The sequence below is a fragment of the Bremerella sp. P1 genome, assembly GCF_028748185.1.
In the GTDB taxonomy this organism is placed as follows: Bacteria; Planctomycetota; Planctomycetia; order Pirellulales; family Pirellulaceae; genus Bremerella.
Genome location: NZ_CP118164.1, coordinates 3,814,074 through 3,829,921 on the forward strand (window position 1 = coordinate 3,814,074; position 15,848 = coordinate 3,829,921).

Below are 15,848 nucleotides of genomic sequence, written 5' to 3' on the forward strand. Positions count from 1 at the left end.
CGCTACGCAGCCTTTCTGATAGACGTAGTCGGGGCAGTGTTTTCCGAGGTAATCGGCTGCAGGCGGGGCGGTGGCATCATCCCCTTCTCAATGTAAATCGGGCCTGTCTTCGACTTTTCCCACAGAGCGTTGTTGCGGTCGAAGTCTTCCTGGTTGAAGAATTTCTCGTGCTCCATGTGAAACACGATCGCCGAATAGCGTGCGTTGCGACGCTTGACGCCGGTTCGCATCAGGCGCGTAACGAACTCGCTGTCTTCACGCCAGAAGCCGACGAACTCTTCGTTCCAGCCATTGATGGCCTCGACGTCGCATCGCCATGCGGCGAGGTTGCAAGCCCGGATTCCTTTCATGCCACGGCTGCGAACGGCAAATCCGGGAATGTGAACCAACAGGTGAAGCTTGGTGAGTCCACCATTGAGCCAATGCTTGAAGAGCTGCCAGGTGTTCTCGGTGCCTTTGAAGGTATCGAACGCTTTGTAATTCAGGAAGTTCCGGCGACCTTGCATGAAGAAGCCAGGCTTGGCCAGCTTCTGATGGTCGGAAACGAACATCGGTCCAGGAATACAGTCGCCGTCTGTGTAGATCAGGTAATCGCCGGTGCATTCACGCGTTGCCGCGTTGCGAGCCTTACTGATCTGAGGCATTCCGCCAAAGGGTTGCCAGGCATGAATGATTGGGAAGTCGGCCTGTTGTTGATACTTCTGAACAATCTCAGGCGTATCGTCCGTCGATCCGTCGTCCGCGATCACAACCTGGTGTGGCTTGACGACTTGATGCAGATAGCCGTACAGCACCTTATCGAGATAAAACGACCGATTGTGCGTAGTGATGATGACCGAAGATTTCATGGGTTTGCCTTCCGGGGTGGCGCAGCGGGGCATCCTTGCCAACAGCGACGCGGAACACTACCAGAGGGGAAACCGACTCAGCAAGAGCATTCGCGAATTTTGATGGGTGCTAGCAAAACAACATCGGCGCATGAAAAGAGGCTACTTCATTTGGGAACTAGCCTCTTTGTCGATACGTTTGCTGCTAGCCAGCTTTCGGAGAAACGGTCGCCATGATTCGGCGTCCCATTTGTTTCGGTGGTGATTCGACCTTCCCAACTTCCGAGAGAAGTTCGATCACTTGGGCCATGACGCGATGACCTTCTTCGACGTGAGCCATTTCGCGACCCTTGAACTGGATCGAGACTTGGACTTTGTCTTTGTGCTTCAAGAAGCTAATCGCTTGCTTGACCTTGAACTCGATATCGTGGTCGCCCGTCTTAGGACGCAGACGAATTTCCTTCGTCTTGGTGTGATGCGACTGGTTCTTATGTTGCTTCTTGCTTTGTTGGTACTTGTACTTGCCGTAGTCCATGATGCGGCACACCGGCGGTTTAGCGCCAGGAGCAACTTCGACAAGATCCAGTCCTGCTTCTCGAGCAATGGACAAGGCTTCGTCAGTGGGCAGAACGCCTAACTGTTCTCCTTCAGCAGAAATGACTCGAATGGGCGAGATTCTAATGCGATCGTTGATTCGAGTCTGGTCGCGATTTTGATCGCGGTCTCGATCGCGAGACGTATTTCGCAGGGCGATGGCTAGTGATCCTTTTTAGGCTAGGAAACGGGTAGAGAAAACATATCGACTTCGTGGCCAACCCGTAAAATCGTACCACAGTGAAAACATTCTATCGTCAACTTACCGCCACGTTAACGCACGAAAATAGGAATCGGCGAATTTTGCCACCTTTCCGGGTGGTAATGGCTGTTCATGTTCCCTTTGGAGGGCAATCCGCCCGGCATCAAACTGGACTCTTTTCCTGGGTGATGACAGCTCGCCCCCTTGTTTGGGGGCGATGGTTGTGTCACCTGGCAGTTAATAGCCTTCGCTGATGGTGGCGGTTCCGGAGGTACCGAGCCCGGACGATCCTTTGAAGACTTGGCGAACCACACGATTGGCCATTTCTTCCTTTAGCTTGTCGATTGCCTGGGGGATCTTCATGGAACCCAAGTCGCCATCGATCCGGTCGCGGACCGAAACGGCTTCTTCTTCCATTTCACGACCCCCGATGATGAACATGTAAGGGATCAGTTCCAACTGAGCGGCACGAATCTTGGCGCCGATCTTTTCAGGTCGGTAGTCGCCACTGACTCGGAAGCCGGCAGCTTGCAGTTCTTTCTCGACCTTCTGGGCATACTCGTCAAACTTCTGGCTGACGGTCAGGATACGAACCTGCTCGGGGGCAAGCCACAGCGGAAACGCCCCGGCGAAGTGCTCGATCAGCACGCCCATGAAGCGTTCCAGCGAGCCAAACGGAGCACGGTGAATCATGACCGGTCGGTGCGGCTGGTTGTCCTTGCCGATGTACTCCAGATCGAAGCGCTCGGCACTCGGCAGGTTGTAGTCCAACTGGACGGTACCCAGTTGCCATTCACGGCCCAGACAGTCGTTGACCACGAAGTCGGCCTTCGGTCCATAGAACGCAGCTTCGCCCGCTTCGGCAGTCGCGGTGATGCCCATATTCTTACAGACGCGGACCAATGCCTCTTCGGCCTGATCCCAGACCGCTTCTTTACCGACGTACTTGCCGCTATCGGGATCACGGAAACCCAATCGCACACGGTAGTCGGTCAGGCCCAGGCTGCTCAGCACGTACTGAGTCATCTGGATGCACTTGCGGAACTCGTCTTCGACTTGCTCGTCGGTGCAGAAGATGTGGGCGTCGTCCTGGGTAAACCCACGAACGCGAGTCATCCCGTTCAACTCGCCGGACTGCTCGTAGCGATAGACGGTACCGAACTCTGACAAGCGGTACGGCAGTTCCCGGTAACTACGCGGCCGCGACTTGTAGATCATGATGTGGTGCGGGCAATTCATTGGCTTGAGGAGGTATTCCTCGTCTTCTGCCTGATGAATGGGCGCGAACTGGCTGTCCTTGTAGTAAGGATAGTGCCCCGAGATCTTGTACAAGTCGACCTTGCCGATGTTGGGAGTTACGACCGGAAGGTACTCGAACTTCTTGAGCTGTTCTCCCACGAACTCGGTCAACAAGTTGCGGATGATGGTCCCCTTGGGAGACCAGAGGATCAGCCCCTGCCCTACCAGCGGATTGATCGAGAACAGATCCAACTGTTTGCCCAGCACGCGGTGGTCGCGACGCTTGGCTTCTTCGATCTTGGTCAGGTGCGCTTCCAGGTCTTCTTTGTTAAAGAAGGCGGTTGCATACAGCCGCTGAAGCTGGCGATTGTTGGAATCTCCTTTCCAGTAAGCGCCGGCGACCGAAAGGATCTTGTAGGCCCCGATCGCTTTGGGGCGAGGGATGTGGGGGCCGCGGCACAGGTCGACGAACTCGCCCTGCTGGTAGAACGACATCGACGGGTGATCTTTGAGCCCAGTCTCGATGTGCTCGATCTTGTACTGCTGGCCCAGGTCTTTGACGACCTGCAGCGATTCTTCGCGGCTGCGTTCGATCCGCTCGAAGGGCTCGTCCTGCTTGATGATCTTCTTCATCTCGGCTTCGATGGCCGGGAAATCCTCTTCGGAAAGCTTGTGCTCGAGATCGAAGTCGTAATAGAAGCCCCCTTCGATGGTCGGCCCGAAAGCAAGTTGCACTCCATCAAACAGCCGCATGACGGCCCGGGCCATGATATGGGCACAGCTATGCCGCATGACTCCCAGGGCTTCTTCGTCCTTCTTAGTCAGTAGTCGCAGATTGACGCTGCCTTCGTCAGGCAGCTTGGTATCAAAGGCAACGACATTACCGTCGATCTCGCCTGCCAAGGTAGCTTTGGCCAGGCCGGGGCCGATGTCGGCGGCGACCTCCATCGGGGTGACTGCGTGATCGAATTCTTTCTTGGATCCGTCGGGAAGAATAACCTCGAGCATGGTGTGTTCGGTTTCTTATCCTAATGGCGATTTCCAGGCTCACGAGGACATCGAAACAAAGGATGTCGCTAAAACCGTGAGGATGGATCGGGCCGATGAAGTCGTTAAAGCGGTCATCGGCCAAGGTGAACCTTCTGCCGGCTGCAGGGCTCTCCCTATCATGTGATGGTAGAGACGGCCTTCACGCCCAGCGGGTTCACTGCAAGAAGCGTATAGATTGACAGGAGTTACGCATTAGGAAAAGTCCAGGTTCTCCTTCGATCGGTGAAATGAGTCGTAAGTCTGCGATATAGGCAGCTTGAGTGAGGGGGCATAATCGCAATTTTCGTTCTAGCCCCTTGACGATTCGACGGTTCTAATGGCAAACTACGCGTTTGGTTAACCTCTTCGGGGGTGAATCACAGATAATTGCTTGCACACGACAAGCGAAAACGGGCGATTGGCTCAGTTGGTTAGAGCACTACCTTGACATGGTAGGGGTCACAGGTTCGAATCCTGTATCGCCCACTCAAAACGAAAAAAGGGAACCCACTTCTGCGGGTTCCCTTTTTTGCTGGCTTCATCGGGTGCGAACTAGCCTTTCAGCTTGGCCACTTCTTCAAGCACCTTCTCGTCGTGTCCGTCGACCTGGACACGTTTCCATACCTTCGCCACTTTACCATCGGCGTCGATCAGGAACGTGCTGCGCTGGATGCCCATGCTTACCTTGCCGTACATGTTCTTCTCGCGCCAGGCACCGTACTTGTCGGCCAGCTTGTGGTCTTTGTCGACCAGCAAAGGGAAGTTGAGCTTGTACTTCTCTTTGAACTTGATGTGACTGTCTTTGTCGTCCGGGCTTACCCCAAGTACCGTAACGCCGTGCTTTACCAGCTCGCTTTGGCGATCGCGAAAAGCGCAAGCTTCTTTCGTGCAGCCAGGAGTATCGTCTTTGGGATAGAAGTAGAGGACGACAATCGATCCCTTGAGGTCCGAAAGCTTCACTTTGGAACCATCGTCTGCCGTCAATGTGAAACTGGGGGCTTTAGAGCCGGCTTCAACCCATTCTGCCATTAAAGTCACTCCTTAGGGCTATAGTGAGGCGAAAAGCCTCAAAGTGTAGGATTTAGCGCACTGCGTAATTGACCTAAGTCATGAACCGCAAACTGCTTTACGCGCAACCGACCATATCAAAAAGTCAAACGGGATGTCGGATAATCCATTCAAAATCTTGAATGATTCCGACACTTATTGGTTTTTTTCGGGTTGTGAGTTGTATATAACAAATGGGGTAGCGAATGAGCCATTGTTCGTCGAAGGGGCAACTCGCGAATTGATGATTGCCGGCACGTGGCCAAGGTTGGATTGGTTGGTCATTGCTGATTCGCTCACCCGATTTAGGAACACCTCAATCCCTCGCTGGTTTGATTGCCCGTGTTCAAACCACGCTTTTCCCATTCAAAACACCTTCTTGATAACGAGCGATTTGCCTGATTCAAGGTAGATCTGCCGTGATCAAAACACGTGTGGTTTCGAGAAGAGGCGGATGAATTCTCGTCAAATCAGGTCGAATCCTCTCGCTCGGCGTAGGTCAGCGTTTCAGCTATTGGAACGTAAGGATCTTTTGGCCGGCGATGCCGCTATTGCGGTAGAGTTCGCGGTGTTCTCTGATGCATCGCGGCCGGATGACTTGGTCGCCGATCGCATGGGCGTGTTGCCCGAAAGCATGAAGCGGACCCACGAATGGGATCGCTTTGTTGTCGAGGTCTGGCTGCGTGGCGAAGGGCAAGAGCCTGTTGATATCCAGGAAATGAAACTCGACCTGGGCTATCGCACCGATTTGACCTCTGCCGTTGATGTGGAGTTTGGTCGTTCGTTCGAGGGCCCTGGCACGTTCCAACTGGATGACGAGACAGGGCACGTCCGCGATATCCACAGTAGCACGGTCGGCGTTTCGCTTACCGACGCCGATCGCGTGCTCTTTGCTCGTGTCCACTTCCAGGCCGTTCCGCAGTACGGCGATAACGTCCGCCTGGACATGGAGACCGGCATCGTCGGACCACACTCACTGGAACTGGCCACCGAAAACTTCGGAGCTAGATCCGCTGGACTGGATGTGATTACCACCGCCGATAAGATGCCGGAAATGGGCCTCTTTCCGGTGATTTACGATCTTAACGACGATCAGAAGATCGGACTGGCTGACTTCTCCCAATTCATCCAGTCATTCGGTGAAAAGACCGAAGCAGCCACCGACGGATTGAAGTGGTATTCCGACTTTGACAAGTCGTATGCCGTTGGGTTATCGGACTTCACCCACTTCATCGGCAATTACGGCAAGACCTACGCTGACGAGAACATCGCCTTCCCGACCAATTACCCTGAGGATTGGGTTGAGCCTGCCGGGTCCAATGGTGGTGGCGGAGGGGGTGTTGTCGACCCTGAAGATCCCAACGGCGGGCAAGATCCACCACCACCGCCAGTGTTCAATCTGGGCCAATTCCAGGTGGGTGTCATCTTGCCAGGTGCGAACGATGTCTTTCAGTTGATGATCGCCGGCGTGAATTGGAACGGCATTCAAATCGACCGACTGACCGGCGCCGCCTCGCTCAGCGAAGATGGTGGAGTTGTCGACGGCGATGTCGTGCTGTCGATTGTGCTCGAAGATGAAGAGCTCTTTGAAACCGAGATCGAGCTGGTCTTTGAGGGCGAGCTGATCGATACGGTCGAGGAGTTTAACGATTACTCCCTCGTGATCACGGCTTACGTTTCCGAGGTGATGAACTCGCTCAAGAGCATGCTGGGCGAAGCGCTCGACGGCGAATAGATTTGGCCTGTCGGGATCTCTGATTAATAGTGGGGTGGACGCTCGTCCGCCGCGGACCGCGGTTGTTCAATCGCGACACTCAATCGTTCGATCCGGTCATCGGCCCGGCGCAGCAAAGACTCTAATCGCGTGATTCGCTTCTGTTGATCCAGAATGACCTCGTTCAGATCCGCAATAATGCGCTCTTGGTGGGCGTGTTTTTCTTCAAGTGATGTAATTCTTTCGACAACGTTTTCTTCTGGCATTCTGGACGCCCTTTCGAGATGGGGGAAGATTTCCGTCTTTAACTCCCTTTTAGGGACCTTCGAGTCCTATTTCAGGGCGGACGCTTCTCCATAACTTCATTCAAATCGATTTTATGCCGTTTTGATAGGGTGCCGCGGCGATTCGCAAACCCATACCGCGGCAACCGTTGCGTTGACTTCCGAGTTCTTTTGGATTTAAAATGCTTGACTTATGTGTCCGCGTCGCAGCGGGATCGCCAGGGTAATTCACGCTGATCCAACAAGCGTTCCACGAGTGCTCCGGCTTGTCTAGGTAGCCTGCGACTTCCGTTTCTAAGTTGGCTAGAGAGTCCCGAACGAAATATGTCTACATCCACGACCAGTATTGAGCAATTGTCGATCAACGCCATCCGTACCTTGTCTATGGATGCCGTTCAGCAAGCCAACAGTGGACACCCTGGCACGGCGATGGCCCTGGCACCGGTCACCTACACGTTGTGGAACAAGCACCTGAAGTACGATCCGGCCAACCCAAGCTGGCCTGCCCGCGATCGATTCGTCCTCTCGTGCGGCCATGCTTCGATGCTGCTTTACAGCACGCTGCACGTTGCCGGCGTGAAGAAGGCAGACGGGGCCAGCGAGCCTTCGATCACTATCGACAACATCCGTAACTTCCGTCAGCTTCACAGCCCATGTGCTGGTCACCCGGAAGTTCACGAAGCCGCCGGCATCGAAACGACCACCGGCCCACTCGGTCAAGGCGTCTCGAACAGCGTTGGTATGGCAATCGCCGGTAAGTGGTACGCAGCCCGCTTTGGCGAAATGTTCGGGTACGACACCTACGCCCTGTGCAGCGATGGCGACCTGATGGAAGGGATCGCCTCGGAAGCTGCTTCGGTCGCCGGTCACTTGAAGCTGTCGAACCTGTGCTGGGTTTACGACGACAACAAGATCACGATCGAAGGGGACACCGATCTCGCGTTCAGCGAAGACATCCCTGGCAAGTTCCGTGCACTCGGCTGGCACGTGATCGATATCGAAGATGCCAACGATCTGGCCGCTCTCGACAGCGCCTTTGCTGAGTTCAAGAAAACGACCGACAAGCCGACCCTGATCGTCGTACACAGCATCATCGCCTGGGGTGCCCCGAACAAAGCCAACACGCACGGTGCTCACGGTGCTCCGCTTGGCGAAGACGAAATCTCGGCAACTAAGGAAGTCTACGGTTGGACGTACGACAAGTTTGAAGTGCCTGCCGAAGTGTACGAAGACTTCAACGCGAACCTGGGTGCTCGCGGTGCCGAAGCTAAGGCCCAATGGGACGCCGACTTCGCGAAGTTCAGCAAGGAAGACGCTGAAAAGGCGGCGACCTGGTCGTCCATCAATTCGGGCGAACTGCCTACTGGTTGGGATGCCGACGTCCCCACCTTCCCAGCCGACGCCAAGGGTGTCGCCACGCGTGCTTCCAGCGGTAAGGTTTTGAATGCCATCGCCGCCAAGGTGCCTGGTCTGCTCGGTGGTTCGGCTGACTTGGAGCCTTCGACCAAGACGGGCCTGACCTTTGAAGGCGCTGGCGACTTCGAGGCTGGTACCTACGGTGGTCGTAACTTCCACTTCGGTATTCGCGAACATGCGATGGCTGCGATCGGTAACGGCATGGCCCTCAGCGGTCTTCGTCCTTACGTCTCGACCTTCTTCGTCTTCAGCGACTACCTGCGACCTTCGCTCCGCTTGTCGGCGATCATGAGTGCTCCGGTCATGTACATCTTCACGCACGACTCGATCGGTGTCGGTGAAGACGGTCCGACGCACCAGCCGGTTGAACACCTGTCGGCCATTCGCGCGATTCCTAACGTCGCCGTGTTCCGTCCTGGCGATTCCAACGAAGTGGGTGAGTGCTACAAGACGGCGATGCAGTTGACCGATCGTCCTTCGGTGCTCGTCCTGACCCGTCAGAACCTGCCGACGCTGGATCGCGAAAAGTACGCTTGCCCAAGCGGTTCCTCGAAGGGTGCCTACATCATCGCCGACTGCGAAGGTACGCCGGAAGTTCTGCTGATGGGTACCGGTAGCGAGCTGTCGCTGGTGGTCGAAGCTTACGAAAAGCTGACCGCCGAAGGCGTCAAAGCCCGTGCGATCAGTGTTCCTTGTCTGGAACTGTTCTACCAGCAAGACGCTGAATATCAGAAGTCGGTCATGCCTTGCGGCGTGACGGCTCGTGTCGCCGTCGAAGCCGGTATTCGCCAGTGCTGGGATCGCATCCTCGGTCTGCAGGGCGAGTTTGTCGGTATGAAGAGCTTCGGTGCCAGTGCACCGGCGGAAGAGCTATTCCCATACTTCGGCATCACGACCGATAACGTGGTGGAAGCCGCGAAGAAGTCGATTGGCAAATAGTTGCCGCTATCGCACTAAATGCTCAGCAAAAAAGGCCCCCTCTGCTTACGGAGGGGGCCTTTTTCATGCGCCTGCATAATCCTTACATCTCGCACATGTCTTCAGTTATTCGTCGCTGAGGGACTGCACTTTGCCGCAGAATGCCTCAGGCTTTTGACCGGTCGCTGGTACTAACCTATAGAACAGTAGGCCGTTCCGCGCAACCGATTGGCAGCATTGCATAAGATTGGCAGCAGCGTGGAAGGGCGTGAGAAACGCATGAAGTTGTGGACACGTCTCATTTAATGAAATCGATTAGGACATGGAAGGCGTAAACTCTCACCCTCACGACATCGCGAATTTGGAAGAGATTGCAAGCAAAGCTTCGTTGCAGCGGGAGCAAGCGCGCGAATTCCTAGAGCGTCACCGCCAGGGAATTAGCGAAATTGAGCAGAGCATCTCGCAGCAGTTGAAGCAAATTTCGCAAGGGCTTCTCGAAAGAGAGAGTCAGCTCAACGACCGCACCTCGGAAGTTGAGTCCTCCAATTCGCAACTCGAAAACCAGTCTTCCGAACTGGCTGCGTCAATCGATGCGCTGAAAGCCGAGAAAGAAGCGTTCGAGGTCGAGCTGGGCCGCTTTGAAGAGCAAAAGGGAAATCACCAGGCATGGGATGCCGAACGCAATGAACTAGTATCGGTACGCGACCGACTTCAGACCGAGCTTCGTGCCGCTAACGAAGCCAAAGCTTCGCTTCAACAAGATATTCTCGATCAACAGGCCAAGCACAGCGAAGCACTTCAGAATCTTCAGGCCGCACAGCAGAACGGCCAAGCCGCCCAGGAGATGCAAAACCAGCTCAATGCTCGCATCTCTGAACTCGAAAAGCAGCTCTCGCAAGTCTCCGAGGAACGTGACGGAGCACGAACCGAGCTCGATCAGCTTCGCCAAGAGTCGCAGGCAACCAACGAACATATCACCGAACTGGAAGCCGAGCTTACCAGCGAACAGAATCGGTCTGAGGACCTAAAGGGTCAACTCGATGCCGCGGAGGGCGAGAAGTCGCAGCTGGCTGAAGAGCTCAATTCGATCCGCTCGCAAAATGCCGATCTGGAAGGTCGTCTGCAGGAAGAGAAGATGCGAGCCGACGAGTTGTCCGGCAAGCTGAATGAAGCCCAGCAGCAGCGCGACGAAGCCAGTGCCCGCCTCTCGGAAAGTGAAGCGGATCAGCAGCAGCAAATTGCCCAGTTGCAAACGCAGTTGGAAGCAGCCCAATCATCGGCTGCTGGACTGGAAGAAGAACGCAGCAAGCTTACCGAGCAAGTCCAACAGCTCGAAGGGCAGATCGAAGCACTCAACGCTGCAGCGGCGGATAGTTCCCAGCTCGAAGCTCAGCAGGCCGAATTCAAGAAGACGCTCGAAGCGAAAGATGAGGAGCTGGCCAAGTTCACGGAGCAGCTCAAGTCGATCGGAAGTGAACGCGATCAGACGCGTGGTGATCTGGACCAAGTACGTGACGAGCTCGAACAGGCCCGTGGCGAGCTGGATCAAGCAACCGGTGAACTCGAGCAAGCACGCGGTGAACTTGACCAGGCCCGAGGCCAACTTGAAGGCTCGACCGAGTCGCACGAAGCCCTGGCTCACTTGGAACACGAGCTTGAGCACCTCAAGCACGAACGCGATGCGCTGGCTGAGAAGCTCGAGAAGCGACAGTCGGAGCATGGTGAGCTAAGCGATTCGCAGGAACAGCTGCGAGTCGAGAACGAGTCGCTCAAGAAGCAGGTCGAAGATGCTCAGGGCGAACTGGAAAGCCAGTTGGCTGCTTCGCAGGTCGCCTTGTCTCAGGCTCGTTCCGATCACGAACAAAGCCGCGAACAAGTCGGTGGCTTGCGACGTCAGGTCGAATCGCTGCAGGAAGAGACGAACAAGCTTCGCGAAGAGAATGAAACGCTCAAGACCGAAGGTGGCGGCGGTGCCGATGAAGAGGCCTTCGCTCAGCTTCGCCAGGAACGCGACTCGCTTCTGGAAAAAGTCAGCGATCTCAAGCATCAAATCGAATCAGGTGAAATGCCTGATGACGAACGCGTGCAGTCCCTCGAAAGTCGTCTGCAGCTGACCCTGGACGACCTCAAAGATCTGAAGAAGGAAAACGCGAAACTCGCCAAAGATCTTGAGAACGCGAAGAAGTCCGGCGGAGCCGTGGTCGACGATAGTGGCAGCGATTGGGAAGCCACCAAGCGTCGTATGCTCGCCCAGTTGGAAGCGGATTATGGTGATGGCGACGAAGAAGAAGCTGCCGAGAGGCTCTCGATCCAAGAGGCAATCGACAGCGGCAACGCAGCCGTCGAAGCCAAGCAGCGTGAAATCGAAGAATTGCGCGAGCAGCTCGAACAATTGGAATCGAGCAACAACGATGCAGGCGTTGCCCACGGGGCCAACGCGATCGCACAAATGTTGGACCAGGACGAGTTGATCGCACAAGAACGCGAGAATCTGAAGACGCTCCAGGAGCAGTGGAAAGAAAAGCTGCGGAAGGCCGAAGTTGATATTTCGGTCGAACGAGCCAAGATCGCCCGCGATCGGGCCGAACTCGAAGAAAAAATCAACCAGCTTGAGATCGAAAAGTCCAGGCTGTCCAAGGCAGCCCCCGCGAATCCGGGCAATGAGAAGGCGGCCAAGGGAAATTGGCTGTCGCGTTTAGGCCTGAAAGAAGGCGACACTTAAGGCGTTTCTTCGCAAATGGCCCCCAGGCAGCGGGTGGGGGGCCCGAAATGGGCTAGTAAGCACGCTCTGAAATCGTAGGATGGTAAGCTTTCTGTTGTTTTCTTAGGAAAGCAACTTCCGAGTGTCTTCACCTCGTGCTGTATGTCAAAGTTCACGCATCACATTTTTGTCTGCAATAAGTGCAAGCCCCCTAAGCATCTACGGGATGGGAAGCACGATTCCGCAAAGCTGCGGGCCGCCCTCAAGAAAGAGATCAAACGCCTGGGGCTCAAAGCTCAGGTCCGTGCCAACGACTCGGGTTGTCTCGACCAGTGCGATGACGGTCAAGTGGTTGTGATCTATCCCCAGGCCATCTGGTATGGCGGAGTCACCGAGGGTGATGCCGAGCGAATCATCCACGAAACCATTCTTGCAGGAAAGGTTTTAGAAGATTTGCAGATTCCCGACGAACGACTTAGATGTGGCAAGGCTGCCAAGAAAATGGAACCTGAGTCTTCCGCACCCTCCCCTTCAAACTAGAGGCGATCTTTCATGCGAATCGTAATTCTGGGTTCGGGAACGGTCGGTACGTGGATTGCGGACTTGCTATGTCGCAATAACCATAGCGTGACGGTCGTCGAATCGAACGTTGAAACGGTACGTGTCATCAACGCGGAACTCGATATTCGTGCCATTCATGGTTCGGCATCCGAATCGGCCATTCTGTTTCAAGCCGGGATCATCGGTTGTGACCTGTGTCTGGCAGTGACTGGCGACGACGAAGTGAACATCGTTGCCGCGAGTATGGCCAAAGCCATGGGGGCCCGCCGCTGTGTTGCGCGCGTGTACGGTCGCGTGTTTCGCGACCTGAGTACGTTCGACTACCAGCGGCACTTTCGGATCGATCGTTTCCTCAGTCTTGAACATCTTTCTGCGGTTGAGTTCGTCCGCGCGATTCGCTCGCCCGGTAGTGCAGTGCTGGAAAACTTTGCTCGAGGCGAGCTCGAAGTTCAAGAAATCATTTGCGACGATCCGGCACCTGCGACCGGTAAAGAGCTCAAAGAAGTGAAGCTGCCCAAGGGCGTGCGTGTCGGAACGATTCAGCGGCAAGGCAAGACCTGGATTGCCGGGGCAGGCGACTCGATTGACGTGGGGGACCATATCACGTTGATCGGAACACGCGAGGAAATCGACTCGGTCAAATCGAAGTTTCAGGTTAAAGCGGCTCCCGTCCGATCGGTGGTGATCGCCGGTGGTGGTGAGACAGGCCTGGCGTTGGCTCGCATGTTGGAAGGCCAACGTTACCATGTCACGCTGATGGAAGAGAACATGGAACGCTGCGAGTTCCTGTCTCGTCTGCTTGAGCACACAACCGTCGTTCATGCCGATGCCACGCGCCGCGCGATTCTGGAAGAAGAACGCGTCGGGAACATGGATGTCTTTGTGGCGTGTACCGGCGATGACGAAAACAATATCATGGCCTGTGTCGAAGCCCGTGAAATCGGTGCCAAGGAGTGCATGGCCATCGTCCAGCGCCCTGATTACGCCAACGTGGTCGAGAAGCTGGGCATTAACCTGGCCGTGAGCCCGCGAAACGTGGTCGCGCGACAGGTGCTTGGTTTGCTCAACAGCGGACCGATCATTTCCAAGAAGAACTTGCCAGGCGGCGGGATCGCGATCGTCGAGTTCGAGGTCATGCCTGGTGTTGTGGCGACGGAACACGTGATCGCCAACCTCAAGCTGCCGCCGCATTGTTTGATCGCGGCCATCATGAGTTCTGACTATGTGCGTGTGGCATCGGCAGACGATCGTCTGACGCCGGGCGATACGGTGGTCGTACTTGTGGAAGAGTCGACCTTGGATGCGGTCGTCAAACTGTTTGAAGAATAATCGTAGCGTGGCATTTCCCGTCAACGAATTAGCCCTGGCAACACCTAACTAGCAGCAACATGAATTATCGTCTGGTGTGCCGACTTCTGTCGATCGTCTGCCTGATTATCGGGGTGACGATGGTCTTCAGCCTGCCGTGGGCCTGGCCAACGATTGGGCATCGTACGGACGAGAACTTTCAGCAGTTTGAAACGCACGGTTTTCTCGGGCTGGTCTATTCGATCCTGTTAAGCATTATCTGCTGGGCCGTTCTCTGGCGCATCGGACGCAAGTCGAAAGGGGAACTTTACCGCCGTGAAGCGATGGCGATCGTGGGGCTCAGTTGGTTGATCGCCACTATCTTGGGCGCGATGCCGTACCTGTTATCCGGTTCGTGCAACAAGCTCTCGGTGCGGTTGTTCAATTCTCATCAGCATGCACCTCAGGTGTATCGTGACGCGGTGTCACCTCTTTCGGAAGATCAGTACGCGCTGGTGCAGTCGCTGGTCGCCGCCGGTGCACGAGGTCTATCGAAAGAAAAACTGGCCGAACAGTACAATGCCAAAGTTACGAAACTGAATAAGGGAGAAAGCCCGGAACGCCCTTTCGACCAGGTCTTTGATGAACTGCGAGAACTGCCGCACTGGCGCGGTGCGTTGATCGAACCGGACGAAGAACCCGACGCGCCAAAGGATAGGCGTAACAACTATCGAATACGCGCCGTTCCGATGAGCATCGCGGACGCCATTTTTGAATCGCAGTCGGGGTTTAGTACGACCGGAGCCACGGTGATTGCTGACTTGGAAGATCCGGTCAGTATTCCGCATTGCATTCTGTTTTGGCGAAGCAGTACGCACTTTCTCGGCGGCTTGGGTATCATCGTGCTCTTCGTGGTGATCCTGGGGCAAGGCTCTGCGGGAAAGGCTCTGATGCGGAATGAGATGCCTGGCCCTAGTAAGGAAGGATCGCATTCACGTATGCAGCATACGGCCTGGATGTTTGCTGGGCTGTACTGCGGGCTGAATCTCGTCCTGACCGTGCTGCTGTGGCTGTTGGGCATGAATTTTTACGACGCGGTGTGTCATGCGTTCGGAACACTAGCCACCGGTGGCTTCAGCACCTACAACGCCAGTCTCGGACACTTCGTCCAGGCCGATCCTGTCAGTGGAGCCTGGATCGAGTACGTCGTGATCGTCTTCATGGTTTTGGCAGGCACGAATTTCACGCTGCTGTACTTCATGATGATCGGTCAGGCCTTTCGCTTAATCGAAGATATCGAATGGCGTTATTACATGGGAATCATCGTGGGCGTCACGATCGCCGTGATGACCTTCGGGATGTTTTACGATGACTTTGTCATCGATCCCGAAACCTCACTGGTGAACGAGTTCCTTTATGCCCTGCGTTACGGTTTGTTCCAGGTTGTTTCGATCATCACGACGACCGGTTACGGGACGCATGACTTTGATCAATGGAATAGCTTTGGGCGTGGTGTGCTCTTCCTGTTGATGTTCGTCGGCGGATGTGCCGGTAGTACCGGCGGTGGCTTGAAAGTGATTCGCCACATCTTGTTCCACAAGATTCTCTTCCTGCAGCTTGAAAAATCGTACCATCCCACGGTGGTGCGTCCGCTGCGTCTGGGTGGCAAACCGGTGGATGATCCGGAACTACAGAACAATATCTTGATCTACTTCTCGCTGATTCTGGTGCTGTTTGTCTTCGGCTGGTTGTCGGTTGTGACGTTGGAGCCTGATTCGACCTGGGGAGCCTCGGAAGAGCACATCGAACACAAGCTGATCGATAGCGCGACCGCTGTTGCGGCTACGCTTAACAACGTGGGCCCGGGTCTGGGGATTATCGGGGCGACGCAGAACTACGCCAATTTCACCTCGTGGACCAAGCTGCTGTTTACCGCGTTGATGATGATTGGACGACTGGAAATTTTTGCGGTTCTGGTTCTGTTTATGCCGCGATTCTGGCGTTCTCGCTAGAAACGGCACGCCAATTC

The 15,848-nt window shown here is 55.2% G+C and carries 11 protein-coding genes and 1 tRNA gene; 7 read left to right on the forward strand and 5 right to left on the reverse strand.

All coding sequences use genetic code 11. The annotated features are described in order from the left end of the window. Positions 1-2: 2 nt before the first annotated feature. The 3 genes from PSR63_RS16010 to thrS all read right to left on the reverse strand — a co-directional run bounded on the left by PSR63_RS16010 (position 3) and on the right by thrS (position 3,870). Positions 3-848, reverse strand: coding sequence for a glycosyltransferase (locus PSR63_RS16010; protein WP_274326683.1), 846 nt, complete (start codon positions 846-848; stop codon positions 3-5). A gap of 184 nt (positions 849-1,032) precedes the next feature. Then, a complete protein-coding gene (infC, locus tag PSR63_RS16015; protein ID WP_338000676.1) occupies positions 1,033-1,581 on the reverse strand; it encodes a translation initiation factor IF-3 in 549 nt (182 codons plus the stop codon). Between the two features lie 279 nt (positions 1,582-1,860). Continuing rightward, entirely contained in the window at positions 1,861-3,870 is a 2,010-nt protein-coding gene (gene thrS, locus PSR63_RS16020) for a threonine--tRNA ligase (protein WP_274326684.1), read from the reverse strand. A gap of 433 nt (positions 3,871-4,303) precedes the next feature. Here thrS and PSR63_RS16025 point away from each other — a divergent pair. Then, positions 4,304-4,377: transfer RNA gene (locus tag PSR63_RS16025), tRNA-Val, on the forward strand. Positions 4,378-4,443: 66 nt separating this feature from the next. On the opposite strand, the gene bcp is transcribed toward PSR63_RS16025, so the two are convergent. Then, the gene (gene bcp, locus PSR63_RS16030; protein WP_274326685.1) at positions 4,444-4,920 is read right to left on the reverse strand and encodes a thioredoxin-dependent thiol peroxidase; all 477 of its coding nucleotides are present in this window, start codon (positions 4,918-4,920) and stop codon (positions 4,444-4,446) included. 472 nt (positions 4,921-5,392) lie between these two features. Here bcp and PSR63_RS16035 point away from each other — a divergent pair, with 472 nt between their 5' ends. Further along, entirely contained in the window at positions 5,393-6,673 is a 1,281-nt protein-coding gene (locus PSR63_RS16035; RefSeq protein WP_274326686.1) for a hypothetical protein, read from the forward strand. 23 nt (positions 6,674-6,696) lie between these two features. Here PSR63_RS16035 and PSR63_RS16040 read toward each other — a convergent pair whose 3' ends face one another. Next, a complete protein-coding gene (locus PSR63_RS16040; RefSeq protein ID WP_274326687.1) occupies positions 6,697-6,918 on the reverse strand; it encodes a SlyX family protein in 222 nt (73 codons plus the stop codon). Between the two features lie 342 nt (positions 6,919-7,260). Between PSR63_RS16040 and tkt the strand changes: the two genes are divergently transcribed. From tkt to PSR63_RS16065, 5 genes are all read left to right on the forward strand, one after another. Next, positions 7,261-9,291, forward strand: a complete 2,031-nt coding sequence (gene tkt, locus PSR63_RS16045) for a transketolase (RefSeq protein ID WP_274326688.1) — start codon at positions 7,261-7,263, stop codon at positions 9,289-9,291. A gap of 301 nt (positions 9,292-9,592) precedes the next feature. Further along, on the forward strand, positions 9,593-11,992 hold the full coding sequence (locus PSR63_RS16050) for a hypothetical protein (RefSeq protein WP_274326689.1): 2,400 nt from the start codon (positions 9,593-9,595) through the stop codon (positions 11,990-11,992). A 141-nt stretch (positions 11,993-12,133) separates the two neighbouring features. Further along, positions 12,134-12,511, forward strand: coding sequence for a (2Fe-2S) ferredoxin domain-containing protein (locus tag PSR63_RS16055; protein WP_274326690.1), 378 nt, complete (start codon positions 12,134-12,136; stop codon positions 12,509-12,511). A 12-nt stretch (positions 12,512-12,523) separates the two neighbouring features. Next, positions 12,524-13,861 (forward strand): Trk system potassium transporter TrkA, encoded by a 1,338-nt coding sequence (gene trkA / locus PSR63_RS16060; RefSeq protein WP_274326691.1) that lies wholly within the window; start codon positions 12,524-12,526, stop codon positions 13,859-13,861. 59 nt (positions 13,862-13,920) lie between these two features. After that, positions 13,921-15,831: a TrkH family potassium uptake protein gene (locus PSR63_RS16065; RefSeq protein ID WP_274326692.1), complete on the forward strand. Its 1,911-nt coding sequence runs from the start codon at positions 13,921-13,923 to the stop codon at positions 15,829-15,831. The last annotated feature ends 17 nt before the right edge of the window (positions 15,832-15,848 follow it).